Here is a 25,802-nt window from a genome sequence, read left to right on the forward strand (position 1 = left end):
CGGGTGGTATCGGGGGTCCGGCCAATCCTGCGGGGGTCATCGGTTCCGGCGGACCGGGCGGCACCGGTGGACTCGGGGGTGCGGGTGGAGCGCCCGGAGTATTCGGCACTGCCGGTCAGGGGGGCCTCAACGGCCACCTCGGCGCCACCGGCGCCACCGGCGCGACCGGCACTGGCGGCGGCGGAGGCGGCGGCCTTCCCGGGAGTTTCCGCGAAATCTTCGTCAACAACACCGGTCTGAGTGCCAACGAGATCTACGTGACCCAAATCGGCCAGACGACACCCGGCCACTGGTCGTGGATCGACCAGAACGGCGTGGCGCACGCGATCGACCACAACGCCGCCAACGCGACCGGCCATCTCACGAAAAACGGTGTGAATTACGCCAATATGTCGTTCACGCTGGCCCAGGCGGGCAACCTCTCGATGCCGTCGGAATTTCAGGGCGGCCGGATATTCCTGTCGATGAAGGAGCCGCTCTATATCGGCATCAGTTCCGACAATTCGGGCTGGGCAGGTCCCAACCCGACCAATCCTGCCGATCCGAACTACTCCACGGTCTACGACTGGTATGAGATGACTTTCAAGAACGGTGCAGTTCCGTTCGGCGGCAACACAACTCAGGTGGACCAGTTCGGGTTCCCGTTCTCATTCACGGTGACGCAGGACTCCACCGGTTTTTCGGCCACCGCCGGCATGACTCTGTCGCGAGATCAGGTCTTCCAGCAGTTCGCCACCACGGTCCCGCCAGAGTTCCAAAGACTGGTCCTCCACGATGCCGGCGGCAATCCCTTGCGGATCGTGGCGCCGAGAACCATCCAGCCCGGAGCACTGTCCACCTGGCTCGATCCATCGATCAACGACTTCTGGACGACTTATCACACCAATCAGTTCAACTACCAGGGCCCCGGTTACACGGTGCATGGCAGCGTCGATGCGGGCGACCGTTTCGTCTACAGCGTCACCACCACCGGGGGCAGCACCACCACCTACACGATGGCCAAGCCCACGACGGCGCAGACCTTCGCCGCCAATGGCCCATTCGTCGGCACCGGCCAACAGGGTGCGTTCCTCGCCGAACTCGACGCCGCGTTCAACCGCGGTGTGGCGACCTCACCGAGCCAATGGGCCAACGTCGCCGCCTACTACCCGACGGGCGGGCGGTGGAACAATTGGGCGCAGTTCTTCCACACCAACAGCATCAACCAACTCGCCTACGGCTTCCCCTACGACGACGTGAACAGCCAGAGTTCGGTGGTCATCCTCGGCAACTCACAGCCGCCGACTCAATTGTCGTTCGACCTCAGAAATTGACGCGTTGCTATACCGGTAGGACGAGATCAGGAGAGCTGTCTTATGGCGTACATAGTGGTGGGGCCGCAGCGGATCGGTTTAGCGGCAGGGGATTTGGTCAGGCTCGGGTCGATGATCGGCGCGGCCAACGCCACGGCGCAGGCGTCAACGACCCAACTCTTGGCGGCCGCTGAGGACGAGGTGTCGACGGCGGTTGCGGCGTTGTTCGGCGAGCATGGACAGGCCTACCAGGTTTTCAGCGCGCAGGCCGCGAGGTTCCATCAGCAGTTTGTGCAGGCTCTGAACGCGGGGGCGGGCGCCTATGCGGCAGCGGAGGCGACCAATGCCTCGCTGATGCAGACCGTCGTGCAGAGCGCGCTGGACGTGATCAACGCCCCCACCAACGCCTTACTGGGGCGGCCGCTGATCGGCAACGGCACCAACGGGGCTCCGGGAACCGGTCAGGCCGGCGGGCCAGGCGGGCTGCTGTGGGGTAACGGCGGCGACGGAGGATCCGGGGCGACCGGGCAGACCGGCGGCGCCGGCGGGGCGGCGGGACTGTTCGGTAACGGCGGAGTCGGCGGGGCCGGTGGACTGGGCGTGACCGGCAAGCCCGGGGCCGCGGGGCAGGTCGGCGGTATCGGCGGCACCGGTGGAGCCGGCGGGATCGGAGGTCACGGCGGGCTTCTCTGGGGCAATGGCGGTGCCGGCGGTGCGGGCGGCGTCGGGGGCACTGGTGGGACCGGAGGACCGGTCAATGCGGCCGGCGTGGTGGGTGCCGGCGGGTCCGGCGGTGCCGGTGGCCTTGGAGGCGCGGGTGGCGCGGCCGGAGTGTTCGGCACTGCCGGTCAGGCGGGCGCCACCGGTGCCACCGGCGCCACCGGCGCTTCTGGTAGCGGCGGAGGCGGCGGCGGCTTCACCACAATCTTTCGTGACGACTTCACGGGCGCCGCCGGTTCCCGGGTCGACGCCTCCAACTGGCTATACGATCTCGGCCACGGCTATCCCGGCGGAGCGCCGAACTGGGGCACCGGCGAAATCGAGTCGATGACCGACAGCACCAACAACGTCTACCTCGACGGCAACGGCCACCTCGCCATCAAGCCGATCAGAGACGCCGCCGGCAACTGGACGTCAGGCCGGATCGAGACACAGCGCACCGACTTTGCGGCACCCACCGGCGGGGTGCTGCGCATCGAGGCGTCGATTCAGCAACCCAATGTCGACACCACCAACGGGAAGGGCTACTGGCCGGCCTTCTGGGCGCTCGGTGACGCGGCGCGGCCCGTCGGCGCCACCAACTGGCCGAGCATCGGCGAGCTGGACATCATGGAGAGCATCAACGGCCGCAGCTCGGTGTTCGGCACTGTGCACGGCGGCACCGCTCCCGGCGGGCCGTTCAACGAGTTCAACGGAATCGGTTCCGGCGAACGCCCAGTGGCGAATGCCCAGACCAGTTTCCACAACTACGCCATCGAACTGGACCGCAGCACCAGCGTCGAACAGTTGCGCTGGTACCTCGACGGCAACAACTATTTCACCGTCAATGCCAACCAGGTCCCCGCGACTGACTGGAACAACGCCACCCACCACGGGTTCTTCGTCATCCTCAACGTGGCGATGGGCGGAGGCTTCCCGGCCGCGTTCGGCGGTGGCCCCACCGCCGCAACGCTTTCCGGGCAACCGATGCTCGTCGACTACGTCTCGGTGTCCACGAAGGGCTGAAAGCTGACACGCACGCCGCAGACAGGTTCAGCTTGATAGGGCAGCATGGGGTTGGTGACAACTCCGCAAGGGCCGTCCCGCGGGAACCCGCCGGAATGGAATCGCCCCACTGAGCCTGGCCCCGGCAGGAGGCCGGGACCGCCGCCACCGGCCCCGCCGCCGTCGGGGTCACCCACTCAGCGGATCCCTCGGGGCGGCCGGCCGTATCCACCGCCGCCGCCGCAGAACCAACCCCCACGTCGCCCGCCGACGCCGTTTCAGCAGCCCCCGCCCGCTCGCCCGTATCCGCCTGTCCGCCCACCCGCTCCCGGGCAGGATCAGTCCGCGCCGACGGAGCAGGCCACGACTCGCCTGCCCACTGCGCCACCACCTACCGAAACCTCAACGCAATCACCACGCCGACGGCGCAAGAAACCCCTGATCCTCGCCATCGTGGTGGCGGTCATCCTGGCCTTGCTGATCGGCGCTGAACTGATAGTCCGTAACGTGGCCGGCAACAAGGTGGCAAGCGCGGTCGCATGCGAGGTGGAGGACAGCGCCACGGTGTCATTTGCCGCCATGCCGCCGATGCTGTGGCAGTACCTCAGCGGCGATTTCCCGGAGATCTCCGTACGGACAGCCGGAAACCAGGTGCGCAGCGCCAAGGGCATGAAGGTCAGCATCGATATCAAGGACCTCCGGCTGAGCGACGCCGGAGGCTCCAAGGGCACCATTGGCGCGTTGAACGGCACCATCACCTGGTCGTCCGACGGCATCAAGCAATCGGTCCAGGACGCCATCCCGGTGCTGGGCAGCTTTGTGACCAGCAAGGTCACCACCGATCCGGGCGCTGGAACCATCGAATTGAAGGGCATGCTCGACGGCGTCACCGTCAAGCCCCAAATCGTCAACAACGGGTTGTCGCTGCAGGTAATCAACCTGACCGCATTGGGCTCGAAGTTGTCGACGGACACCGTGCAGAAGAATCTGGACAGCCTCACCTCCAAAGCGACCCAGAATTATCCGTTGGGCATCCACGCCGACACCGTCAAAGTCACCGATGCCGGCCTGGAAGCCACGTTCTCCACCGCTAACGCGACCATCCCGGCATCGTCATCGCCACAGGACGACCGGGACTGCTTCAGCGAATTCTGATTCAGCCAAACTCGCTGACTGATGCGGTAGACATGTGCCCGTGAAGATCGAGGGATCGGTGGCGGTGGTGACCGGAGCGGGCTCGGGCATCGGCAGGTCCATTGCGGCGGCACTGGCATCAGCCGGCGCCTCGGTGGTGGTCGGCGACATCGACGCCGCTGCGGCGACAGACACCGCCGCGACGATCGGTGGCGTCGCAGTCACCGCGGATGCCGCCAGCACGGACGGGATCGCGACCCTGCTCGACACTGCCCGCCAGGCGTTCGGCCCGGTGGACATCTACGTGGCCAACGCCGGTATCACGGGTCAACTTGGCCTCGGTGACGACGAAGCCGCCTGGGACCGGATCATCGACATCAACCTGCGCGCCCACATCCGCGCAGCCAAAGCTGTTGTGCCGGAATGGCTTGAGCGTGCCAGCGGACATTTCGTCGCCGTCGCGTCCGCCGCCGGCCTGCTGACTCAACTCGGTGCGGCGCCCTACAGCGTCACCAAGCACGCCGCCGTCGGGTTCGCCGAATGGTTGGCAATCGCCTACGGCGACAAGGGAATCGGTGTGAGTTGCGTGTGCCCGATGGGTGTGGACACTGCCATGCTGCGCGGGATGTCCGACTCGCCGGAGGCGGAGATGCGGATGGCCGGCGCCGCCGTCACCAGTGCCGGTTCGGTGGTCGCCCCGGAGACGGTGGCCGCCCTCGCGGTCCAGGCCATCATCGACGGAAAGTTCTTGGTGCTTCCGCATCCCGAGGTGCTGGGCATGTACCGGCAGAAGGGCGCCGACTACGACCGGTGGATCGCCGGCATGCGCCGTTTTCGGCGTAGCCTGCAGTAGCCGCCGGCGGGAGTTGCGCCATCATCTGGCGTGGTCGGCTAGCGGTGATGTGGCGGTTGCTCGTCGCGGAGCCGACCCTCGTCCCACGCCGAGCGCACCTGATCCTCGTCGCCGAACCGCTCCAACTCCTCAGCAGTGACGTGCACCCGTGGCCGTTTGGGCGGCGTGGCCGGTGGATGTGCGGGCTCGGAGGGCATGACGCGATTCTTTCTATCCTGACGTCAACGGACGTGTGCCCCGCGAACCGTTCGCGCGGCTAGGTCTACATCGTCCCAGATTTACGGCAAACGGCGCCTCCCTGGGCGATCTGTCCATCGGCGCCGGACGAATACCACCCTGCCGCAATCACATTCATCCAGAGCGCGACCGTCTGGTTGCTCCCCGGATGAGGTGGGATTCCTGGCCGTCAATTCGCGCCGTGAGCACAAACCGCGGGCACATACCGACGGTGCCGCGCCAGCGCTCGAGGATTCTTCCCGGTAATGGCAACAGGATGAGTTTCCAAGCGACACACTGGGGGGCGTTATGACTCAGGGCGTCATGGTCAATTGGCTTCAAGAGGCGATTGCCCATCACGCGGCGGTTCGCGTCTGGTGAGGTGAATGAGTGAAGAAATTCGCCATTTTCGGCATTACGGCAACTGCGTGGCTAAGTATGAGCGTCCCTGCGGCGCAAGCGGACATCGGGGGAAACGTACCCGGACCCGGATTGTGTGACTATCCCGGTGTCGGGGGGTCCGGCATGGAGATGGGCGCCTATCACTATTGGTGCGACTTTCCAGTCGAGGAAAACGGCAGTCGCTGGCACTGCGAGTACGGCGGCGGCGCCGTACAGGGTGTAGGTGGCGTCAATATTTTCTTCCTCACAGCCCAGGTCATCACTCCGCTGGGCGCGCTGGAGGGCTCGTGCTCATTCCGCTGCCCGGACGGCTCACTATCGGCCGCACCGAATCCACCGGGTGCATGGAAGAACGGGCTTACCCCGAAGAAATGCGTTCCCCTCGAGGTAGCGCCCATTTCGGAGCCCAATCTGGAGCTGCCGGGGTGGCCCGGACACCTCCCTGCCGTCACCAATCCGGTAACCCCCAACCCGGTGACAACCGAAAACCCTTGAAGGCCCGTCCTCGCTGCGTGCGGCTCGCGACGCGTGGTCCACGGAGGTCGGGCGGAACCACGTCGCCGGCGCGCGAGGCGCACCTGGTGTCGGCGGGCACACCGCACTAACCCGTCACACCCGACGACAGGCTTGTCAAACGCGGGCAGTGCTTCGTGTTAACAATTGCCGCGCCGATCGCGATAGATCAAAACGTGATCGGGAAGCGGGCGGTGGATGGTTTCGGCACCGTTTCGTGGCGCCAGCACAACGGGGCTTTGCCTCATTGGCGCCCGGTCACGATGTGCGCGCGCCCAGTCGGCCTTAGTTTGCTGTACAGCACAGCCGGCGGTCGTGAACCAAAGAATTGGTGGAACTCGAAAAGCTTCGTCGAGGCGAAGTTGGCGGATGCACATTGCGGCTAGAGGAAAGGGCACACAATTGTTGTCGAACACCCGATCGGCGCCCCGGCAATTAGGGTTGGCGGCCGCGCACACGAATCCGCGCGCAATGACGTCCGAAGATCGTGCCTGGGTGAGTAACGCGCTGTGCCGAGACACAGATCCCGACGAACTCTTTGTGCGCGGTGCAGCGCAGCGTAAAGCCGCAACCATTTGCCGGAACTGCCCGGTGAAGCGGGAATGTGGTGCAGACGCGCTCGACAATAAGGTTGAGTACGGCGTCTGGGGTGGCCTCACCGAACGGCGGCGCCGGGCGCTGCTCAAGGAGCACCCCGAGGTCATGTCGTGGGCAGACTTCTTCAACCAACAGAACACGCGCTTCGCGGGTTAGGCCCACGGATTGGGAGTCGATGTCGGTGAACTGACCCGACCGCTCAGGGCGCGTCCTTTCGGGGGCGAGCGGCAGAATGCCGTCACCCTTCGTTGCGAGAAGCGTTCAGATGCGCCGGCCGCGCACGGGATGGGAGCTTGCTAGCAGGGGTCACCGTTAGGCGTGTAGTACGGCACGCCTTCGGCCGTGTAGCACGGCGGCTGGCCATTGGCGGCTTGGCTGGCAGCCTCAACGTCGCCGGCCGTCGCCACTGTTGCCGCCGGGTCGGTACACCCGCCGACTGAGACGTGCCGACCCCCGACATCACCGCACACGTCAGCGTGCGCGGCCGGCGCTGGTGCGAGGGCGAAGGAACCGACCGCCGCCAGCGCCGCGAACAAGAGTTTCATCATCAAATGATCGTACTGACCGGTTCAACCATCGATTCGGGTTTGCCCGCTTACATTCGGGTGGCCAGGGCAGAGCTGCCCTCGGGTCCGATCATTCCCGCGAGCCGGGCGTTGATGCCGGCCTTCTTTTCCGCGTACATCAGTTCGTCGGCGCGAGCCAGCAGTTCGTCGACCGAAGCCACGTCGGACGCCGGAGCTTGAACCAGGCCGATACTGGCCGACAACCGGTAAGGCCTCTCGCTGCCCTGGTTGAAACCGCGGAGCGCCTCGACGAGCCGTTCCTTCAGCCGGCCGGGATCGCCCTCGCTTTCGGTGGTCAGCACCAGGAACTCGTCCCCGCCGATGCGCGCGATGATGTCCGACTCACGCAGGGTGCTCCGCAGCACTTGGGCCAGATCGGAGATCAGCATGTCGCCGACGTCATGGCCCTGTTCGTCGTTGACGCGTTTGAGCCCATCGAGGTCGAGAAAGGCCAGCATGCAGTTGCGGCGATGGCGGCGGGCCGCGCGCAGAGCCTGCTCGGCGAGCAGATAGAAGCCGCGGCGATTGTTCAGCCCGGTCAGTTCGTCGGTGACCGAAAGTCGCCGGATCTCCTCGTTGGCCTTCTCCAGGTCGGCGGTGCGGTCGCGTACCCGTTGCTCCAGCTCGGCGGAGACCTGCACGTTTTCCATCGCGATCGAGGTGGAATCGGCCAGGGCCTGTAGCAGGCGAACTTCCTGATCGGACGGCTGATGATGGTCTGCCCAATAGTTGCCGATCGCCCCGATCGGATCCAGCCTGCGGATCGGAACCATCACCAGGCTCTTGACGAAGGTGGGCCGGTAGATCCCTTGCGGTATGCGGGGATCGATGTAGATGTCGGGGATCACGGCCGCATCCCGGTTGAGCATGGCCCACCCGCTGATGCAGGCCTCGAGGGGGAAGCGGTTGCCCTTCCACAGCGGTGCGATCGCTTCTTCGTCGGCGTAAAAGCACTTATCGTTCTCGCGCAACACGAATGTCGCGCCGTCGCAGCCAGTCAGCTCCCGCGCCGAGGTCCGGACGATGCGCTGGATGTCGCCCAGGCTGCGCGCCAGCGACAGTTCCTGAACGGCCCTCAACAGCCGCTCCATACCGTCGATATAGTCGGTTGCCTCCGGCCGGCCCGTGCAGGTGGGGGAGGGCGCCGGGTCGGACAACTCGGCGTGCATAAACACCTCCGTAAAGACCGGCCGACATGGAAACTCGGCCGCCCAGTCAGGGCAGTACGCTACACCGCTCAATCGGAAGTTGGCCGTTGATTTCGCTTTCAGCCGAGGCGCTCAGGTGATCATCCGGCCGCCCAGGGCCGTGCCCGGTTTGGAAGTGTGCAAAATAACCTGGTGAAGCGGGGCGCGCTGAGGGGCAGGTGACGTGCACGGGTTCGGCTTCGCAACGCTGGCATTAGTGACCGCCATCGGTTTCGTCGGTCCGTTGCTGGCTGCGATTCCCCGGCTACGCATTCCGGTGGTAGTCGGTGAATTGTTCGCCGGGCTCGTGGTCGGCAATTCTGGATTCGGAATCATCGATGTAGGCAACAGCACGCTGCAGTTCCTCGCCAACATCGGCTTTGCCCTGGTGATGTTCGTTGTCGGTACTCAGATTCCGGTTCGCGGCCTCCGGTTGCGCTCAGCGCTGCCGCTGGCCGCTGCCCGCGCAGCGCTGGTGGGAACGACCGCGGCGGGTCTCGGCCTCGTACTGGCCTTCGAATTCCACCGGGGCTATGCGGCACTGTATGCGGTCCTGATGTCCTCCTCGTCAGCGGCGCTGGCACTGCCCGTGATCCAGTCGCTGCGACTGCGGGGATCGGATGTGCTTCTGGTGGCCGCACAGATCGCGTTCGCCGACGCTGCGTGCATTCTCCTGTTGCCGTTGGCGATTGAGCCGGATCGGGCGTTGGTAGCGGCGCTGAGTGCGCTCTCGATCGCGGGCTGCGCGCTGGTGATTTTCGCACTTCTCCGCGAATTCGATCGCCGAGGCCTGCTGCGGCGCGTGCACACCCATTCCAAGAAGGACCGTCTCGCACTGGAGTTGCGCACCAGCCTGTTGTTGCTGTTCGCTCTTGCGGCAGTAGCGGTCGCGACCCGTGTCTCGATCATGTTGGCCGGGTTCGCCCTAGGCCTTGCAGTCGCGGCCGTCGGCGAGCCGCGGCGCTTGGCGCGACAGTTGTTCGGGATTACCGAGGGGTTCTTCAGTCCCTTGTTCTTCGTGTGGCTGGGTGCCTCGCTGCAGGTGGGCGAGCTTGTCGCGAACCCAAAATTTATAGCCCTAGGAGCCGGTCTCGGGGTGGGGGCGGTGTTGGCGCATTGTGCGGCAAGAGTGTTGGGTCAGCCGCTGCCACTTGCGGTGCTCTCTGCGGCCCAACTCGGGGTGCCGGTCGCCGCGGTGACCATCGGAACCGAGCGCAACCTGTTCGCGGCAGGTGAAGCCGCTGCGCTGATTCTCGGCGCCCTGATCACGATCGGTGGCACGTCGATCGCGGCTCGATTGACGGCGCGCAAACACGAGGTGCCGGGTTAGGGTCATTGGGCCTTCCGGTAGCCATGACCAAGGGCCTTTGCGCCCGGGACTTCCGCCTGTCGAGACGAAGACCGAAGCACTGCGTGACGGTTTCGTTGGGCCCTATTGGCCTTGATGCGCCTGCTGGTCAGATGGATTCAGGCTGATCGAGGAGGCCGCGATGACGAAGTTCTGGTTAGTGGCTACCGAACACTTGACGATGGGCTGGTGGAGCCGGCCGACGATATCGACCCTGTGCATGTACCACGTCACCGACCGGTTACATGACGGTCGCACGGCCGACGTGCCGGGTCACCAGATCGCGGAAACGGTCGCGTCGTGGCTGGCCGAGTTGGGCGTCGAGAGCCCGTTGGTCGACGATCTGGCGCGGGCGGCGCAGGCCGGCGATTGGCCGGCCGTCTACGCCGTCGGCGAGCACCTTTCCGTCGAGGTCACTCTCGCCGCCGCCTGAGCACCAAAGGCACAAAGTCCCGCCGAATGAGGACGCCATGCCCTCGTATCGGCGTGTTGAGCAGGCTTTGGTTGAAACAGGACCTAGCTGGAAAGGAACGCAAGGGATGAGCGCACGCTTCCCGGATGAAGGCACAATCCGGACAGTTCTCACACTGGCGTCTCGGGCACCGTCAGTGCACAACACCCAGCCGTGGCGGTGGCGCGTGGGCACGTCGAGTCTTCATCTCTACTCGGACACGAGCCGGCAGCTGCCGCACACCGACCCGGACGGCCGTGATCTGATCCTCAGTTGTGGCGCCGCGCTGAATCACTGCGTCGTCGCCTTGGCGGCAATCGGGTGGCAGGCCAAAGTGTCCCGGCTGCCCAACCCGTCCGACCCGACTCACCTCGCCGCCATCGAGGTGATACCGCAGGCGCCCGATCAGCTCGACATCGTGCTCGCCGCCGCAATGCCCCGGCGGCGAACCGACCGGCGGCACTACAGCTTCTGGCCGGTGCCCGTCGGGGATGTTGCGCTGATGGCCGCGCGGGCGGCTCGCATGGGGGTGGCGCTGCATCGGGTCGAATCGATGGCGATGTTGAATGCCGTTGTTTCGCAGTCGGTGTCAGCCCACGCCGCGGATCCGGACTATCTGGCCGAACTCCACGCGTGGAGCGGGCGGCACGCGTCTAACGCGGGTGTACCGGCGCGCAATGCCCCGGCACCGGATCCGGCGGCGGCGATACCCAGCCGTCGATTCGCGGGCGCTGCACTGGCCATGCCCCCCGATGTCTGCGCCGAAGACGACAACGGCGTGGTCCTTGCACTCGGCACCCGCAACGACGACCGCCTGGCGCAACTGCGAGCCGGTGAGGCCACCAGCATCGTCTTGCTGACCGCGACGGCGATGGGCTTGGCGAGTTGCCCGGTCACCGAACCACTGGAGATCGCCGACACCCGCGACGCGGTCCGTTCCCACGTATTCGGTAACAAGAACTACCCGCAGATGCTGTTCCGAATCGGCTGGGCCCCCATCAATGCCGATCCCTTGCCGGCAACGCCGCGGCGTGCTCTCTCCGAGTCGGTGGAGTGGCTGGCAGAGGCGGAAGTTCAGTAGGTGGCAGCGAATTCTGGCGTTCAATGGTTGACACGCCCCGCCGAAGTGGACGGATGATGGCTTGATGACCGGAGACGGGGGAGACGTCGGCGCTGGACTTCTGGATACCGCTGGACTGCACGGCCTTGTCGACGTGCTGAGAGAACGCGGGTATCGCGTGATCGGTCCGACACTGCGCGACAACGCGATCGTGCTGGCCGAACTACAGTCAGCGAGCGAACTGCCTCGCGGTTGGGGTGTCGAGGTGGCTCCCGGACACTACCGGTTGCGCCGACGCGACGACGACGCGGCGTTCGGGCACTCGGCCGGGCCGCAATCCTGGAAGCAGTTCCTGCACCCGCCCCGGCAACGAATGTGGGCCGGCACCCGCGACGGCAGCGCGGTCAGTGAGCCCGAGGAGCCGCCGCGGTACGCGTTCCTGGGGGTGCGTGGCTGTGACCTCGCCGCCATTGCGACGCTCGACCGGGTGCTGGGTCGCGGTGACTACCCTGATAATTCGTTCGTCTCCCGCCGCCGCCAGATCTTCGTTGTCGCGGTGAACTGCACTGAACCCGGTGGACTGTGCTTCTGCGCATCGATGGGTACCGGACCGGCGGCGGGGCCGGGATACGACCTGGTGCTCACCGAACGCGCCGGCGGTGACGGCGAAGCCTCCTATGTCGTCGAGGTAGGTACCCCCGAGGGTGCCGACGTGCTGGCGGCGCTGCCGCACCGAGCGGCAACCGACGACGAGACACGTTGCGCTCAAGCCGATGTCGCGAACGCTGCGCACAAGATGGGCCGGCAGATGCCTGAGGGTGATCTGCGCAATCTGCTCATCGACGCGCGGGAGTCGCCGCGGTGGGATGAGGTTGCCAGCCGCTGCCTGACGTGTGGCAATTGCACCATGGTGTGTCCGACCTGCTTCTGCACCAGCACCGAAGACATCACCGACCTGACCGGTGACCACGCCGAACGGTGGCGGCAGTGGGCGTCCTGCTTCGAGTTCGATTTCACCTTCATTCACGGCGGAGGCAGTGTCCGGCAATCGGGTGCGTCGCGCTACCGGCACTGGATGACGCACAAGCTGGCCACCTGGCACGACCAGTTCGGTATGTCCGGCTGCGTCGGCTGTGGACGTTGTATCGCCTGGTGTCCCACCGGAATCGACATCACCGCCGAGATGAACAAGATCGCCGGCGATGAGTGACTGGACGACGACGCCGTTGGTTTCGGCGATGGATCCATTGCCGTACCGGGTCCGCAGCCGCGTTGTGGAAAGCCCGGATTCGGCCACGCTGTGCCTGGTGCCCGTTGACCGGGCGGTGCGTTCCCCGGAGCCGGGGGAGTTCATGATGCTCTACGCATTCGGCGTGGGTGAGGCCGCGATCTCGATCAGCGGCGATCCCACGGTCAAGGACGGGTCAATCACTCACACGGTCCGCGCTGTCGGTGCGGTCAGCCGGGCCTTGCACGACGCCGAGCCCGGCACCGTCGTCGGGGTCCGTGGCCCTTTCGGCACCAGCTGGGGACTGGCCGAGTCCGAGGGGCGCGATCTGGTCATGGTGGCCGGCGGCGTGGGTCTATGTCCGCTGCGCCCAGCGATTCTGGGTGCGTTGGCGCACCGCGAGCGCTACGGCAAGGTGATGTTGATCGTCGGCGCCCGTTCGCGAACCGACTTTGTCTTCGTCGACCAACTCAAGGCGTGGGCCGACGATCCACGCATCGAGTTGCATCTGATCGTCGACGCACCCACGCAGGGCTGGGAGGGGGACGTCGGCCTGGTGACCGAACCGTTGCGTCGGTTGACGCTGGACGCCGAGCGCACCAGCGCCTTCCTCTGCGGTCCGGAACCGATGATGCGGTTCGGGGCGGCCGAGCTGATGGCCAAAGGGGTTGCTGCTCGCGATATCCGGGTGTCCTTGGAACGCAATATGCAATGTGGAGTCGGCTGGTGCGGTCACTGTCAGCTCGGTCCGCTGCTGTTGTGCCGGGACGGGCCGGTCGTCAGCTATGACGTGGCGGAGCCGCTGATGCGGGTGAAGGAGCTGTAGATGAGCCGAGTCAAATTGGCGGTATGGAAATTTGCGTCCTGTGATGGCTGCCAGCTGACCCTGCTGGATTGCGAAGATGAACTACTGGCCTTGGCCGACCAGGTCGAGATCGCCAACTTCGCCGAGGCTTCCAGCGCGACAACGGCCGGGCCGTACGATGTTTCGCTGGTCGAGGGCTCTGTCACGACACCGCACGACGAACTTCGCATCCGTGAGATCCGGCAGCAGTCCAAGATATTGGTCACCATCGGCGCCTGCGCAACGTCCGGGGGAGTCCAGGCCTTGCGCAACTTCGCCGACGTGGCGGAGTTCGCATCGGTCGTCTACGCCAAACCGGAATACATTGACACGCTGGCGACTTCCACGCCCGCATCCGCACATGTGAAAGTCGACTATCAGCTGCAGGGCTGCCCGATTGACCGCGGTCAGCTGCTGGACACCCTGGCGGCCCTGCTGGTCGGCCGCAAGCCGAGGTTGCCGGCGAAGACGGTGTGCACGGAGTGCAAGCTGCGCGGGGTGACCTGCGTCGTGGTGGCCGACGGTATTCCGTGTCTGGGCCCGGTCACCCACGCCGGCTGCGGGGCGCTGTGTCCCCGGCACCACCGCGGCTGCTTCGGCTGCTTCGGTCCTTCTGCCGCGCCGCAAACCGCGACACTGATTCCGCTGCTGCGTCGCGACGGACTGTCGGACACTGACGTGGACCGGGTGTTCTCCACGTTCAACGTGGCTCGGTTCGCGGCGGAACGGAGCCGGCAGTGACGTCGGCTGACCGCACCCTGCGGGTCGGCACGCTGACTCGCGTGGAAGGCGAAGGGGCGCTGAACGTCACCCTCAAAGACGGTGCCCTGGAATCGGTGGAGCTCAATATCTATGAGCCGCCCCGCTTTTTCGAGGCATTTCTGCGGGGCAGAGCGCACACTGAGCCACCGGACCTGACTGCGCGCATCTGCGGCATCTGCCCGGTGGCCTACCAGCTCAGCGCTTGCAATGCGATCGAAGACGCGTGCGGTGTCCAGATCGACGACGAGATCGTCGCGCTCCGGCGGCTGCTGTACTGCGGCGAATGGATCCACAGCCATGTCTTGCACATCTACCTGCTGCACGCCCCCGACTTTCTGGGCTATCCGGACATCGTCAGCATGGCCCGTGAGCACCGGGCAGTCGTCGAGCGGGGCCTGGAGCTGAAGAAGGCGGGTAACCGCCTGATGGAGTTCGTCGGCGGCCGGGCGATCCATCCGATCAACCTGCGCCTCGGTGGGTTTTATTCGGTGCCAACCCGTTTCGAGCTCGAACCCATCGCGGAGGAATTGCGTAGGGCGCTCGACCATGCCCTGGCCACCGTCGAGTGGGTCTCCGGTTTCGAGTTTCCGGACCTCGAACTGGACCACGAGCTGTTGGCGCTCAGCGCCTCCGATCAGTACGCGATCGAAAACGGCACTATCGCGCGAAGTTCCGGCCCGCCGTTCCCGGTGGCCGATTTCATGCAGCACGTCGTGGAGTCGCAGGTGCCACACTCCACAGCGCTGCACGCCACACTCGATGGCGGTCGCCATCTGACCGGACCGCTGGCGCGGTATTCGTTGAATTCTTCGTCGCTCTCGCCGGTCGCCGCACAGGCTGCCCGGCGGGCCGGGTTGTCAGCGCAGTGCCGAAACCCCTTTCGCAGCATCATCGTCCGGGCCGTAGAGGTGGTCTACGCGATCGAGGAGGCGCTGCGGCTCATCGACGAGTATCAACGCCCGTCGCGCCCGTTCATCGACGTTCCGGCCCGCGCCGGTGTGGGGCACGGCGTCAGCGAAGCTCCCCGCGGCCTGCTCTATCACCGCTACCACATCGGTGCGGAGGGTCAGGTCACGGCAGCCACGATCATCCCACCCACCTCGCAGAACCAGGCGGCCATCGAAGCGGATCTGCACAAGGTCATCTCTGACCACCTGAATCTCGAAGACGCCGCCCTTACAGCGTTGTGTGAGCGGGTGATTCGCAACTACGACCCCTGCATCTCGTGCTCGACGCACTTCCTCACGGTGACGGTTCGGCGCACGTGAGCGGTAAAGTTGCCGTGATCGGCCTGGGGAATCGCTACCGGCACGACGACGCGGTAGGTATCGCCGCCGCCACGGCGCTTGGCGAACTCGCGCTGCCCGGCGTCGAGGTGACCACCGACATCGTGGATCCGCTGGCACTGCTTGACGTGTGGTCGCAGGCTCGGCTGGCCATCGTCATCGACGCCGCGATCGCGACCGCTTCGACTGTCGGTCGTATCCGTTGTCTTGATCTCGCCGACGTGGTCAGCTCCGCGGATCCGTTGAGCTCGCACAGTATCGACGTCGGCCGCACCTATGCGCTCGGCAAGGAACTCGACCGGATACCCGAGGCGCTGAGGATCTATGCCGTGGACGTCACCGACACCGGGCACGGTGCCGGTCTCACCTCCCCGGTCGAACTCGCGCTACGGGATCTGGTCGCCCGGGTGGCTGCCGAAATCGTCCGCGTCACCGGGGTTTCGGTCGAGCCTTCTTAAGCGCTGAGGTGGCGGATGAACCAGCCCCGCGCGAGCATGGCGACTTGTTCGAGGGTGCCGGGCTCCTCGAACAGGTGGGTGGCGCCGGGAACGATGGCGATCTTGCATTCGACGGGGATTGCCGCACGTGCCTGGCGGTTGAGCCCCAGGACCATCTCGTCGAGTCCACCGACGATCAGCAACGTCGGTGATTGCACGTGGTGCAGTGCCTCGCCGGCCAGATCGGGACGTCCGCCGCGTGACACGACGGCCGCCACTTTGACCCCGGGATGTGCGGCAGCGGCCAACGCCGCTCCGGCGCCGGTACTGGCTCCGAAGTAGCCAACGGGCAGCGCAGCCGTGTCGGGCTGACCGGCGAGCCAGCCGGTGATGTTGACCAGTCGGGAAGCCAGCAGGGAAATGTCGAAGACGTTGGCGCGGTCGCGTTCCTCCTCGGGTGTCAGCAGGTCGAAAAGCACAGTGGCAAAGCCGGCCTCGTTGAGAACCCGGGACACGTACTGGTTGCGCGGGCTGTGTCGGCTGCTTCCGCTGCCGTGCGCGAACACCACGACGCCCTTGGGCTGCTGGGGGATGCTCAGGTGGCCCGCCACCGAAACGCGCCCGACGGGCACTAGGATCTCTTCGTCCTGCTTCATGAGTCGAGTCCCCCTGATTAAGCAGCGGCCGAGCGTGAATCGCACCACGCGCCACGCCGCGGCGGCGTCGTGATATTCACTGTCGCGAGTTGGTGGTGCCGGCAAGCCGGTCGCTTGCGACGTAACGCAGCAGCGCGGCAACACCGTCGGTGGGTGTGAGTCGGTGGTCGGCCCGAACCACTCTGCCGCCCACCGCGATAGCGGCGAAGGGCAGCGCCTCGTCGGCCCTGGCAACCCGGGCTACCGGTTCGCCGTACTCGGACAGCACATCGGCGTCGGGTGCCACCGTCGTCAACTCCGCGCCGGTGACTACCGTCGCATCACCGATCTGGCCGACGATCAGCGTTTCCACATCGCCCTCGCGCAGCGCCGCGCAGACCGCGGCGAGCCCGTCGGCCGCCAGCCCGGAGCCCCGACCGATTTCGGCGTCGAGCCGATCGGCGATCTCGGACATTTCCAGCTCGTGGCGCCGGGCGAACTCCGGGGCGGTCAGCCGGAAGATGTCCGCGTAATTGACATCGCCGCGGTGTCCCTCGGCATGTAATTGCGACACGCGCTGCGTCACCCGCTTCGGCAGTTCGGCGAGCACATCGGCGCGGGAACGGACCTCGCCGCTCAGGAACACCACCTCTGGGTCCGCTTGGTCCACCAGATGGGTCAGGTGGTCGGCGATCGCCCGGGAGTTCATCCGGATCGCTTCCGCGGTGGTGTGCTGCAAGTCGCCGTAGCCGTTCCATCCTGCGGTAGCCGGCTTGTGCACCGGGTAGCCGACGCCCTCGACAATCGTTGAACTCGTGGTGCGGCCCCGGTACAGGGTCACATCGGCTCCGGTGTGGTCCACCGCGGCGAACACGTATGTCGGCCGTCGCATCTCCTGCTCGAGCAGCGGCAGCACATACGGGTAGTCCGACAGGCGAATGACCGGAGCCGGGGGCGGGTTGATCAGTTGCTCGTTGATGAGCACCTGATCGCCAGTGACGATCACCGCTCGGCCGCGTCGTCCCACGGCGGGCTGGTGGTGCAGGATCGCTTCCTGCAGCCGGTCGAGAATGCCGGTGCCGGCGCCCAGATCCGCGAGCTGCGCACGGATGTCGCGCCACTTGGCGTCGAGTTGTCCGGCCGAATCGGCCGCGTCATGGGAGTCGTCGAAATAGACCGAGGCAAACGGGCCTACTGCTCTGGTCAACCACCTGAGGTGTTCCGAGTGCATGAGATCCTCTTCTGCTAGTGCGGCGAAGCGATGTCTTCCCTCGCCAACGGTAGGAAAGGCCAACCGGCGGTGGCAGAGTCGTAAGCCCTCGGATAGGGGTCTTAAGTCCCTGCCGGCACTGGCTCGTAGAGTTCGGCGAGGCGGTCTGCGACTTTGTCGATGACCACCTTGCGGCGCAGCTTCATGCTCGGCGTCAGGTCGCCGGCTTCGATCGACAGTTCCCGGTCGAGGATCGCGAATTTCTTGATCTGCTCCCAGCGGTTCAACTCCGAGTTCAGCGCGTCGATGTAGCCCGCTATCAACTCGCGGGTCCGCTCGTCACGGGCGATTTCGGCGAAAGATCTGCCGGACAGGCCGTGCTTCCCGGCCCAGTCGGTGATGGCCTCACTGTCCAGCGTGACCAGCGCCACGCAGTACGGCTTGGACTCGCCGATCACGATGAGTTCGCCCGCATACGGACAGAGACCTTTGAATCTCACCTCGATCGCCGACGGTGCCACATACTTGCCTTGCGAGGTTTTGAACATGTCTTTCTTGCGGTCGGTGATGCGCAGGAAGCCGTCGGAGTCAATCTCACCGATGTCGCCGGTGCGGAACCAGCCGTCCTCGTCGAGCGCCTCGGCGGTCGCGTCCGGCAGGTCGTGGTAGGAGGTCATCACACCCGGCCCGCGCAGCAGGATTTCGCCGTCGCCGGCGATTCTGACCTCGGTGGCCGGGAAGGGCCAACCGACCGTGCCGAATCGATAAGCGTTGGGACGGTTGATGAATGACGCTGCCGCCGTCTCGGTCAGTCCGTAGCCTTCGAGCACCACGATGCCGACCGCGTCGAACCACTGGGCGACGTTTCGGTCCAGTTTGGCAGCGGCGGAGACGAAAAACCGGACCCGTCCACCGAAGCGCTCCCGGATGGTGGAGAACACCAGCCGATCCGCCAGCCGGTAGGCCACCGATGACGCTAACGACGGTTTCTGTCCTGCTTGCCGGGCTTCCGACACTTTCAGCCCGACCGCGATGGCCCAATCGAAGATCTTCTTCTTCACCCCGCCCTGCTCGCCGACCATGCTGACGATGCGGGCGTGCGCCTTCTCGAAGATGCGCGGTGCCGCGCCCATGACGGTGGGGCGCACGGCCGCCAGGTTGTCGACGATGCGTTCGACTCGGCCGTCGATGGCGGTGGGAAATCCGATCTGCAGTGGCAGCGCCAGCATCACCTTGCCGAACGAGTGGGCCAGCGGCAACCACAGGAAGTTAAGGTCATCAGGCCCAAGGACATTGAGTGCGTCAATGGCCGCCGCGGTATAGGTCCAGGACTCGTGAGTCAGCCGCACGCCCTTGGGCCGTCCGGTGGTCCCGGAGGTGTAGATGAGGCTGGCGAGCCGGTGCGGGCCGACATCTGCGATCCTGGCATCGACGGCGCCGGGAGAGTCGATCAGCAATTGCCGGCCCCGTTGCTCGAGTTCGTCGAGGGTCAGTACCCAGTCACCGTCACCACCGCCGTCGATGATCACGACCTTGCTCACGTCGTTCAGTTCGTTGCGATGTTCGAGCAGTTTGTCGACCTGGGCCTGATTTTCGGCGACCACCACCCGGCTTCCCGAGTTTGCGACGATGTACGCCACGTCGGTGGCATTGGTGGTCGGATAGACGGTCGTGGTCGCGGCTCCCGCGCACATCACGGCGAAGTCGACAAGCACCCACTCGTAGCGTGTCGAAGACGCGAGCGCGACCCGGTCCTCCGGCGCAATTCCCAAGGTGATCAGCCCGGCGGCGATGTTCTGCACGCGCTCGTCGACCTGTTGCCACGTCACGCTCTCCCAGCCGTCGCCGCGAGGGTAGCGAAACGCTTCCGCGTGCGGTGTGGCCGCGACGCGACTGCGAAACAGGTGCGCCACCGAGGGGGCGCGATGCTCGATCTTGCTGAGGTCCGGCCTCTCCATTGAGGCTAGCGGTGTGTTCATGGCGCTCATCCGTGCTTTCCGGGCCGAATACAGTCATCCGACGTTACGACCCGGACACCGGCCACACGAGTGACTTAAGTCCCTTAACGCTTGGTCATCCGTCCCCATTGCTCCCACGGAGACGCCCATTGCGAGTCAAGGACTTTCGTTACCTCGGGTGGGTCCTAGGTCCCTACGCAGCGCCGTGGTGAGGTGTTAGCGTGCCGCCATGACGATGCCCACCAGTAGCGAGCCCCGGCGCCCAGGAGCTTCCGTGTGGAGCGCACCGGCCGTCAGCGGGTTGGTCGGCGCCGCTGCGCCGTTCATGCACACCGGGCAGTACCTGGCCCAATCCTGGCGGGACTATCTCGGTCAACCGTCCGATGAGCTTCCGATCGCGCGGCCGACCATGGCACTGGCGGCCCAAGCCTTCCGCGACGAAGTCGTCCTGATGGGTCTGAAGGCCCGCCGTCCAGTCAGTCGGCCTGACGTGTTCGACCGCATCACGCGCGAGGTGCTGGCCGGACTCGAGTTCTACGGCGACCGGGGATGGTTGGACAAGCCGGAGGGGTTCTTCGTCAAGCCGCCGGCGGCCTCCGACGTCACTGTCCGAAAGGTGAAGGGCCGCAGGCGGTCCTTCTATCGCATCTTCTTCACCAGTGGGTACACGCCGCATCCAGGTGAACCCGGTGTCCAGCGGTGGCAGAGCTATAGCGCAAACGACCGTGAGTATGCACTGCTGCTGCGGCACACGCAACCACGGCCCTGGCTGGTGTGTGTACACGGCACCGAGATGGGCCGCGCCGCACTCGATCTCGCCTTGTTCCGGGCCTGGAAATTGCACGACGAGCTCGGCCTCAATGTGGTGATGCCCGTTCTGCCCATGCACGGGCCCCGTGCGCGCGGCCTGCCCAAGGGCGCCGTGTTTCCCGGCGAGGACGTGCTTGACGACGTCCATGCGACAGCCCAGGCGGTATGGGATATCCGCCGCCTGCTGTCCTGGATTCGGTTGCAGGAGCCCGATTCCCGGATCGGCTTGAACAGTCTGTCGCTGGGCGGTTACATCGCCTCGCTGGTCGCGAGCCTGGAAGACGGCCTCACCTGCGCGATACTCGGCGTCCCGGTCGCTGACCTGGTCGACGTGCTGGGCCGGCACTCGGGTCTTGGTCATGACGATCCCCGTCGAGACACCATGCGACTGGCCGAACCCATCGGCCGGATGGTGTCGCCGCTGTCGCTGACGCCGCGGGTGCCGATGCAGGGCCGTTTCATCTATGCGGGCGTCGCCGACCGCCTCGTGCATCCCCGCGAGCAGGTCAATCGGCTCTGGAAGCATTGGGGAAAGCCCGAAATCGTCTGGTATCCCGGCGGTCACACCGGATTCTTCCGCTCCCAACCGGTGCAGCGGTTCGTGTGGGAGGCGCTGCAGCAGTCGGGTCTGCTGGACGGGCCTGCGAAGCTGCGTGCCCGTCCCGCCTAGATTCCGGGGCGAGATGAACGTGCTCAGCCCGCTGGACGCGGCGATGATGACCGCGGAACTGCTGTCCAGCCCCATGCATGTGGGCGTGGTGCTGATTTTGTCGCCGCCGCCGGACGCCGGTCCCGATTACCTCGACGGTCTGTATGCGTCGGCGCTCGCGGGTGACCAACCGATCGATGCGCGGCTTCGCCGGTTTCCGCACCGCGGTGTTGACACCGGGGGACTCTGGGTATGGCGCGAACTCGACTCCGTCGACCTGAACCACCATTGCCGTCGCCGGACGGTGTCTGCGGCCACCGGTGGTTTGTGGCAGTTGATCGGCCAATTGGACGCACAGCGCTTGGACCGGTCACGTCCGATGTGGATGTCGTACCTGATCGACGGACTCGAGGAGGGCCGCTTCGCCTTCTACGTCAAAGTGCATCACACCGTCATCGACGGGGTCGCGGGCCTGGGCATGATCACCGACGCGTTGAGCGCAGACCCGGCCAGACGTTCGATGCCTCCGTTCTACGCCGACCGGGGTGCGGTACCCAAGCCGTCCGGCGCCTCGGGCGCACTGCTGCCCGAGCTGACGGCACCGCTGCGGTGGGCGGTCACGGCGGTAGTGTCCAGCGTCAGGTTGATCGAGCGCGTGGTGACGGGGGAGGTGGCGACGGTGACCGGCAGCCTGTTCGGGCGCGTGACCACGCTGCCGTTCGGTGCTCCCTACACCCGCTTCAACGGCCGGCTGGGAACCGCGCGAGTAGTCAGCGCGGGCAGTTGGCCGCGCAGTCGCATCCACGCCATCCAGGAGGCGGCCGGGGTCAGTGCCAACGAGGTCATCACCGCGATGCTGGCCGGCGCTGTGCGCCAATGGCTCAGTGAGCGCGATGAGCTGCCTGAGCGGTCCCTGGTGGCAGCGTGCCCCATCACCGTGCGTCGCCGCGACAGTCCTTCGGCGAAAGAATTGGCCGGCAACCTGTTCGGCCTGTGGTTGTGCCCGCTGGGCACCGATCTGGACGATCCGATCGCCCGACTGCGGCTGATTCACCGCTCCATGGCGGCCGGAAAACGTTGGGTGGCCAGTCGAGGATCGGCGGCCTCACTGCTGACCAACGCGGGAAGCGTTGCCGCGACGGTGATTCCGCCGCTGCTGCCGATACCGCGGCAGAGCCGTACCGGATACAACCTGCCGATTTCGCATGTGCCCGGACCGCGCACCGAGATGTACTTCAACGGCGCCCATGTCGACGAGATCTATCCGGTATCGACGGTTTACGACGGTCAGGGCGTCAACGTGACGACGTGCTCCTACGCCGACCGGATCGGATTCGGTTTCGTCGCGGGTGCTGACGTGATGCCCGACATCGAGGCGTTGCTACCGCTGACCGACGCGTGCCTGGCCGAACTCGAAGCCGCCGTGGGCACCTGCTCCCGGTGAGTGTCGACCCCAGGCATCTTTGCTAGGGCGGAAGCCATCAATGCTGTCCGGGCGCCGGCAGATACCGCTCCTCGACGGCTTGGACGAGCTTGTAGCGGATCCGTTCCAGGTCGGCGGCGCGGTGTGCCTCCAGCTCGTCCTCCCAGGCGGCCACTCTTCCCGCCAGATCCCTATCGGTGATCGTGCCCTCGAGCCACCGCGAGAAGTCACCGCGTTCCAGATGGTATTCCAGCGCGCGCTGATCCAGATGTGTTACGGCAGTGCAGAAATCATGTAACGTCGCTGCCGGGGGGACCGGGAGGCCGGCGGGGCTGTGGAAATAGAACTGTCGATCCCGGGGCAAGCTGACATCGGCGTACTTGTGCCCGTGTCGGACATGGGTGGTCAGGCGGTCGGCAATGGTGAACAGACGGGCCGGGCCGGAGCCGAACTGCGCGGTGGCGCGCCGCCCGGAATCGATGTCGGCGGGGGTGGCCGGTGGCACTATGGTCAGCAGCACATCGCTGTTGTCAATCTCTTTGGCGGGCAACGCCGCCGGGGCGAACGACGACAACACGTAGCCGCCGCGCCGAGTCCAGTGCGCGTGTTCCTCGGCGCCGAGCAGGTGAGCCTCGTCGTAGATCACCCAGTGGGGGAATCCGTGCTGTTCCCGGTAGGCCTCGGCCGTCAGCCGCAACCGGTGCATGTAATCACTCTTACTCGCCTCGGCAAGTCCCGACATATCCACGACGATGCTGGACTGCGGGCGCAGTGCGCTCACCAGATCAGCCGGCTCGGGAAGGTGCTGGCCGGCGTCGACCATCTGCACCTGACTGAGTTCCTGCAGATGAATGTGGTCACCTTCCGGATCGAGCAGCAGCACACAGTAATTGGCCAGAATCCAGCGCTCGGCCAGTAACCCGACCAGATGGCTCTTCCCGGATGCCGCGGGGCCGGTGATGACCACACGGCCCTGGCTTCCCGGAATCCGCGTCGGTGTCGCGTCGTCGAAGGTGCCGATCTCGACCCACCGCCGCGGCGGGCACCATCGTTGTACCCCAGTGAGATAGGGACCCGCGAGCAGTTCGGCCACACCCGTCCCGTTCGGCTTTTCCAGGGTGAGGTCCGCGCACCGGCGCACCGACGACACAGCGTTGCTGACCGCCACGCCGATCTCGGCGACACCGAAAAGTGCCAAATCGTTTTCAGCGTCTCCCACCGCCACGGTGTTGTGGGGCGACAGGTTCATCGCTGCCAGCATGGCGGCAAGCCCGGTGCCTTTGGTGACACCCGCCGGCAGCACCATGAGCGCGGAGCGGTTTCGGATGATCTGGTAGTCCAGACCCAGTTCGCCGATCAGGTCGACGACAACCGGGGTGTGCTGACCGTCGATCGCGAGGATGACTTCGCCGCGGCGGTACGGAATGCCCCGGTCGGCCAGAGCCGGGGCGAGACCGCCGTCCACCGGCGCGGTCAGCGCGCGACTGTGTCCGTCGATGACGGTAACCGCTCCGTTTTCCAGCAACATCGCGTCCACGTAGTCCGCCAACTGCGGGAATTCCTGACGCAGTTCGGCGTAGATGCGACCCGAAACGAGCACGATCGCCAGCCCGTTTCGCCGGGCCTCTTCGATCGCCGACAGGGCTTCCGGTGCCAGGCGTCCGGCCGATGTCAGGGTGCCGTCCAGATCCAGCGCGACCACTTTGAAGAATGTCACGGCCGCGTGCCCGATGACCGAGAGCCGGAACGGGAGGGTCGGCGCACACGTTTCGTCCGCGACCGCCGCCGTGCCAAGGCCCGCGCGAGCAGCCGTGCGACCCCGAGTTCGATGCCGCCGGCGATCTCGTCGGCGTCCGGCGGTCCGTCATTGTCGGCGGTGATGCCCAGCACCAGTTCGTCGACGTAGCTCAGGGTGCTGACGACGGTGCTCAGATGCCCCGGAGTGGACGGTATCGGCAACAGCATTTCCACGGGCCGGCCCAGCACCTGCAAGCGCTGACGCGGTCCGGGCACGTACGCGGCGAGTGTCACGACACTGCGCTGAGGCAGCCGCATCAGCAGTCGAATGCTCCACGCGCTCAGCATGAACGGCAGGTGGTCTGTCAGCCCGTCCGAGGTGTGTGGGGCACCGTGGTGGTAAGGCCGGCTCTGCCTGGCGTGAACCAGGCGCAAGCGCTTCACCGGGTCCTTCTGTTCGACAGGCAGGTAGGGCAGCATCGCCGAGGCACGAATATCGATGCGATCCATCGGTTCTGGTGAGCCGACGGAGACGGGGATGAGGGTGCGCAGCGAATTGCGCCGCGGCTGCCGGCCGCGGCGCAGCAGTACCGCGCGAAAGCTGTCGGTGATGGCGGCGAGGGTGACGTCATTGCGGGTGACGCCGAAGACCTCACATACCGTGTCGACATCTTTGAGCGGTACCCGTACCGCGCTGTATCCGCGGGTGTCGGCCACCGGCCCCTGGTGCTGCGTACCCGCGGCCGGATTGAGCAGGCCGGAGACGAACTGACCTGCCTCCCTGGCGGTTTGGCCGGCCATACCGGTCCCGGCCAGTGACGCCCGCCAGATCTCTCTGGCCCAAGTCAGCGGGTTGCCCTGGCCGACCGTAGGTTCGTTCGACGCCGCCGGCTCGGCGACGCGAACCTCGTCGTCGGCGCCCGCGTCGGCGATACTGGTCAATATCCGGATCGTGGCGACCTCGTCGGCCAGACAATGGTGAATCTTCAGCAGTGCCGCCCATCGCCGTTCCGGAAGGCCGTCGATGATCCAGCACTCCCACAACGGATGGTCGCGATCCAGGCGGCGCTCCATGAGATCTGCGACCGTTCGAAACAATGCCGCTTCGTCAGCGGGCTGCGGCACAACCGCCCAGCGCACATGGTGGGTGATGTCAAAGTTGTTGTCGGCGACTAGTTCCGGTGCGGCAACGTGTAACGGGTGCTGGTGCACAAGCTGGGTCAACCGGGGAAGCCTGCCCAGGCGGTCCGACAGTGTGTCGACGAGTTCGTCGCGCCCGGGGCTGGGGCCGTCGATGACGGCCAGCGCCCCGATCGCCAGACTCAGGTGCCGGTCGGCATCTTCTGCTTCGAGGAAACTGGCTTCCACGGTTGACAGGCGATCCATTTGCGCGCACCTCCACGTCCGCTCCCGGCACCACTATCCGTGCCGCAACGCACGCTCGGTAGTGCCGTTGGTCCCAAACGCCTGGCGCCGGACGATCTCGGAGCATTTCGGCGG

At 65.9% G+C, this 25,802-nt stretch carries 23 protein-coding genes and 1 pseudogene; 16 read left to right on the plus strand and 8 right to left on the minus strand.

The genetic code is table 11. The features are described 5' to 3' along the window. The 4 genes from AWC08_RS30515 to AWC08_RS30530 all read left to right on the plus strand — a co-directional run. A partial coding sequence (locus AWC08_RS30515; RefSeq protein WP_142283920.1) for a glycoside hydrolase family 64 protein occupies nucleotides 1–1,313 on the plus strand: 1,313 nt, incomplete at its 5' end. Nucleotides 1,314–1,355: 42 nt separating this feature from the next. Then, nucleotides 1,356–3,017 (plus strand): PE domain-containing protein, encoded by a 1,662-nt coding sequence (locus AWC08_RS30520; RefSeq protein ID WP_082986643.1) that lies wholly within the window; start codon nucleotides 1,356–1,358, stop codon nucleotides 3,015–3,017. A 432-nt stretch (nucleotides 3,018–3,449) separates the two neighbouring features. Then, nucleotides 3,450–4,151 (plus strand): LmeA family phospholipid-binding protein, encoded by a 702-nt coding sequence (locus AWC08_RS38795; protein WP_232007746.1) that lies wholly within the window; start codon nucleotides 3,450–3,452, stop codon nucleotides 4,149–4,151. A gap of 40 nt (nucleotides 4,152–4,191) precedes the next feature. Continuing rightward, entirely contained in the window at nucleotides 4,192–4,983 is a 792-nt protein-coding gene (locus AWC08_RS30530; RefSeq protein WP_065136295.1) for an SDR family oxidoreductase, read from the plus strand. A 38-nt stretch (nucleotides 4,984–5,021) separates the two neighbouring features. Here the strand turns inward: AWC08_RS30530 and AWC08_RS37235 are convergent, their stop codons facing one another. After that, nucleotides 5,022–5,180, minus strand: a complete 159-nt coding sequence (locus AWC08_RS37235; protein WP_167545003.1) for a hypothetical protein — start codon at nucleotides 5,178–5,180, stop codon at nucleotides 5,022–5,024. A gap of 457 nt (nucleotides 5,181–5,637) precedes the next feature. On the opposite strand from AWC08_RS37235, the gene AWC08_RS35995 reads away from it, so the two are divergent. Next, the gene (locus tag AWC08_RS35995; protein WP_142283921.1) at nucleotides 5,638–6,096 is read left to right on the plus strand and encodes a hypothetical protein; all 459 of its coding nucleotides are present in this window, start codon (nucleotides 5,638–5,640) and stop codon (nucleotides 6,094–6,096) included. A 423-nt stretch (nucleotides 6,097–6,519) separates the two neighbouring features. Further along, complete coding sequence (locus AWC08_RS30535; protein WP_065136300.1) at nucleotides 6,520–6,867, plus strand: WhiB family transcriptional regulator; 348 nt, start codon at nucleotides 6,520–6,522, stop codon at nucleotides 6,865–6,867. 140 nt (nucleotides 6,868–7,007) lie between these two features. On the opposite strand, the gene AWC08_RS30540 is transcribed toward AWC08_RS30535, so the two are convergent. After that, nucleotides 7,008–7,259: a hypothetical protein gene (locus AWC08_RS30540; RefSeq protein ID WP_232007747.1), complete on the minus strand. Its 252-nt coding sequence runs from the start codon at nucleotides 7,257–7,259 to the stop codon at nucleotides 7,008–7,010. 47 nt (nucleotides 7,260–7,306) lie between these two features. Further along, nucleotides 7,307–8,446, minus strand: coding sequence for a GGDEF domain-containing protein (locus AWC08_RS30545; protein WP_065136296.1), 1,140 nt, complete (start codon nucleotides 8,444–8,446; stop codon nucleotides 7,307–7,309). Between the two features lie 202 nt (nucleotides 8,447–8,648). Here AWC08_RS30545 and AWC08_RS30550 point away from each other — a divergent pair, with 202 nt between their 5' ends. The 8 genes from AWC08_RS30550 (at nucleotide 8,649) to AWC08_RS30585 (ending at nucleotide 15,901) form a co-directional block, all read left to right on the plus strand. Next, nucleotides 8,649–9,794, plus strand: coding sequence for a cation:proton antiporter (locus tag AWC08_RS30550; protein ID WP_065136297.1), 1,146 nt, complete (start codon nucleotides 8,649–8,651; stop codon nucleotides 9,792–9,794). Between the two features lie 160 nt (nucleotides 9,795–9,954). Then, complete coding sequence (locus tag AWC08_RS30555; protein ID WP_372511503.1) at nucleotides 9,955–10,245, plus strand: hypothetical protein; 291 nt, start codon at nucleotides 9,955–9,957, stop codon at nucleotides 10,243–10,245. Nucleotides 10,246–10,351: 106 nt separating this feature from the next. Next, a complete protein-coding gene (locus AWC08_RS30560; protein WP_069432850.1) occupies nucleotides 10,352–11,344 on the plus strand; it encodes an Acg family FMN-binding oxidoreductase in 993 nt (330 codons plus the stop codon). A gap of 64 nt (nucleotides 11,345–11,408) precedes the next feature. Further along, nucleotides 11,409–12,533, plus strand: a complete 1,125-nt coding sequence (locus AWC08_RS30565) for a 4Fe-4S dicluster domain-containing protein (protein ID WP_069432851.1) — start codon at nucleotides 11,409–11,411, stop codon at nucleotides 12,531–12,533. Beyond that, a complete protein-coding gene (locus AWC08_RS30570) occupies nucleotides 12,526–13,377 on the plus strand; it encodes an FAD/NAD(P)-binding protein (RefSeq protein WP_065134718.1) in 852 nt (283 codons plus the stop codon). The genes AWC08_RS30565 and AWC08_RS30570 overlap by 8 nt, the downstream gene beginning before the upstream one ends. Next, nucleotides 13,378–14,136 (plus strand): NADH-quinone oxidoreductase subunit B family protein, encoded by a 759-nt coding sequence (locus AWC08_RS30575; RefSeq protein ID WP_065134719.1) that lies wholly within the window; start codon nucleotides 13,378–13,380, stop codon nucleotides 14,134–14,136. It begins immediately after the preceding gene. After that, entirely contained in the window at nucleotides 14,133–15,425 is a 1,293-nt protein-coding gene (locus tag AWC08_RS30580) for a Ni/Fe hydrogenase subunit alpha (protein ID WP_069432852.1), read from the plus strand. The genes AWC08_RS30575 and AWC08_RS30580 overlap by 4 nt, the downstream gene beginning before the upstream one ends. Then, entirely contained in the window at nucleotides 15,422–15,901 is a 480-nt protein-coding gene (locus tag AWC08_RS30585; RefSeq protein ID WP_065134721.1) for a hydrogenase maturation protease, read from the plus strand. Before AWC08_RS30580 ends, AWC08_RS30585 begins: the two co-directional genes overlap by 4 nt. Here AWC08_RS30585 and AWC08_RS30590 read toward each other — a convergent pair. From AWC08_RS30590 to AWC08_RS30600, 3 genes and pseudogenes are all read right to left on the minus strand, one after another. Beyond that, nucleotides 15,898–16,530, minus strand: a pseudogene (locus tag AWC08_RS30590) (dienelactone hydrolase family protein); the annotation flags it as partial. The gene AWC08_RS30585 and the pseudogene AWC08_RS30590 overlap by 4 nt on opposite strands. Before the next feature lie 82 nt (nucleotides 16,531–16,612). Then, nucleotides 16,613–17,746, minus strand: coding sequence for an Rv2629 family ribosome hibernation factor (locus AWC08_RS30595; protein WP_069432853.1), 1,134 nt, complete (start codon nucleotides 17,744–17,746; stop codon nucleotides 16,613–16,615). A gap of 101 nt (nucleotides 17,747–17,847) precedes the next feature. After that, nucleotides 17,848–19,704: an AMP-dependent synthetase/ligase gene (locus AWC08_RS30600; RefSeq protein WP_372513480.1), complete on the minus strand. Its 1,857-nt coding sequence runs from the start codon at nucleotides 19,702–19,704 to the stop codon at nucleotides 17,848–17,850. A 208-nt stretch (nucleotides 19,705–19,912) separates the two neighbouring features. On the opposite strand from AWC08_RS30600, the gene AWC08_RS30605 reads away from it, so the two are divergent. Together AWC08_RS30605 and AWC08_RS30610 are read left to right on the plus strand one after the other, a co-directional pair. Further along, on the plus strand, nucleotides 19,913–21,163 hold the full coding sequence (locus AWC08_RS30605) for an alpha/beta hydrolase family protein (protein WP_082986427.1): 1,251 nt from the start codon (nucleotides 19,913–19,915) through the stop codon (nucleotides 21,161–21,163). Nucleotides 21,164–21,176: 13 nt separating this feature from the next. Next, complete coding sequence (locus AWC08_RS30610; protein WP_065134726.1) at nucleotides 21,177–22,586, plus strand: wax ester/triacylglycerol synthase family O-acyltransferase; 1,410 nt, start codon at nucleotides 21,177–21,179, stop codon at nucleotides 22,584–22,586. Between the two features lie 37 nt (nucleotides 22,587–22,623). On the opposite strand, the gene AWC08_RS30615 is transcribed toward AWC08_RS30610, so the two are convergent. Both AWC08_RS30615 and AWC08_RS30620 read right to left on the minus strand, forming a co-directional pair. Continuing rightward, nucleotides 22,624–24,282, minus strand: coding sequence for an HAD hydrolase family protein (locus tag AWC08_RS30615; protein ID WP_069432854.1), 1,659 nt, complete (start codon nucleotides 24,280–24,282; stop codon nucleotides 22,624–22,626). After that, nucleotides 24,279–25,688: a wax ester/triacylglycerol synthase family O-acyltransferase gene (locus tag AWC08_RS30620; RefSeq protein ID WP_065134728.1), complete on the minus strand. Its 1,410-nt coding sequence runs from the start codon at nucleotides 25,686–25,688 to the stop codon at nucleotides 24,279–24,281. Before AWC08_RS30620 ends, AWC08_RS30615 begins: the two co-directional genes overlap by 4 nt. Between the last annotated feature and the right edge of the window lie 114 nt (nucleotides 25,689–25,802).

Source organism: Mycobacterium gordonae (assembly GCF_002101675.1).
Lineage (GTDB): Bacteria > Actinomycetota > Actinomycetes > Mycobacteriales > Mycobacteriaceae > Mycobacterium > Mycobacterium gordonae.

Bases quoted from the DNA above. Each gene is read 5' to 3' on its own strand.
- AWC08_RS30520 (WP_082986643.1), top strand. From the start codon at position 1,356: ATGGCGTACATAGTGGTGGGGCCGCAGCGGATCGGTTTAGCGGCAGGG.
- AWC08_RS37235 (WP_167545003.1), bottom strand. From the start codon at position 5,180: ATGCCCTCCGAGCCCGCACATCCACCGGCCACGCCGCCCAAACGGCCA.
- AWC08_RS35995 (WP_142283921.1), top strand. From the start codon at position 5,638: ATGAGCGTCCCTGCGGCGCAAGCGGACATCGGGGGAAACGTACCCGGA.
- AWC08_RS30540 (WP_232007747.1), bottom strand. From the start codon at position 7,259: ATGATGAAACTCTTGTTCGCGGCGCTGGCGGCGGTCGGTTCCTTCGCC.
- AWC08_RS30545 (WP_065136296.1), bottom strand. From the start codon at position 8,446: ATGCACGCCGAGTTGTCCGACCCGGCGCCCTCCCCCACCTGCACGGGC.
- AWC08_RS30555 (WP_372511503.1), top strand. From the start codon at position 9,955: ATGACGAAGTTCTGGTTAGTGGCTACCGAACACTTGACGATGGGCTGG.
- AWC08_RS30560 (WP_069432850.1), top strand. From the start codon at position 10,352: ATGAGCGCACGCTTCCCGGATGAAGGCACAATCCGGACAGTTCTCACA.
- AWC08_RS30565 (WP_069432851.1), top strand. From the start codon at position 11,409: ATGACCGGAGACGGGGGAGACGTCGGCGCTGGACTTCTGGATACCGCT.
- AWC08_RS30570 (WP_065134718.1), top strand. From the start codon at position 12,526: ATGAGTGACTGGACGACGACGCCGTTGGTTTCGGCGATGGATCCATTG.
- AWC08_RS30575 (WP_065134719.1), top strand. From the start codon at position 13,378: ATGAGCCGAGTCAAATTGGCGGTATGGAAATTTGCGTCCTGTGATGGC.
- AWC08_RS30595 (WP_069432853.1), bottom strand. From the start codon at position 17,746: ATGCACTCGGAACACCTCAGGTGGTTGACCAGAGCAGTAGGCCCGTTT.
- AWC08_RS30600 (WP_372513480.1), bottom strand. From the start codon at position 19,704: ATGAACACACCGCTAGCCTCAATGGAGAGGCCGGACCTCAGCAAGATC.
- AWC08_RS30605 (WP_082986427.1), top strand. From the start codon at position 19,913: ATGACGATGCCCACCAGTAGCGAGCCCCGGCGCCCAGGAGCTTCCGTG.
- AWC08_RS30610 (WP_065134726.1), top strand. From the start codon at position 21,177: ATGAACGTGCTCAGCCCGCTGGACGCGGCGATGATGACCGCGGAACTG.
- AWC08_RS30620 (WP_065134728.1), bottom strand. From the start codon at position 25,688: ATGGATCGCCTGTCAACCGTGGAAGCCAGTTTCCTCGAAGCAGAAGAT.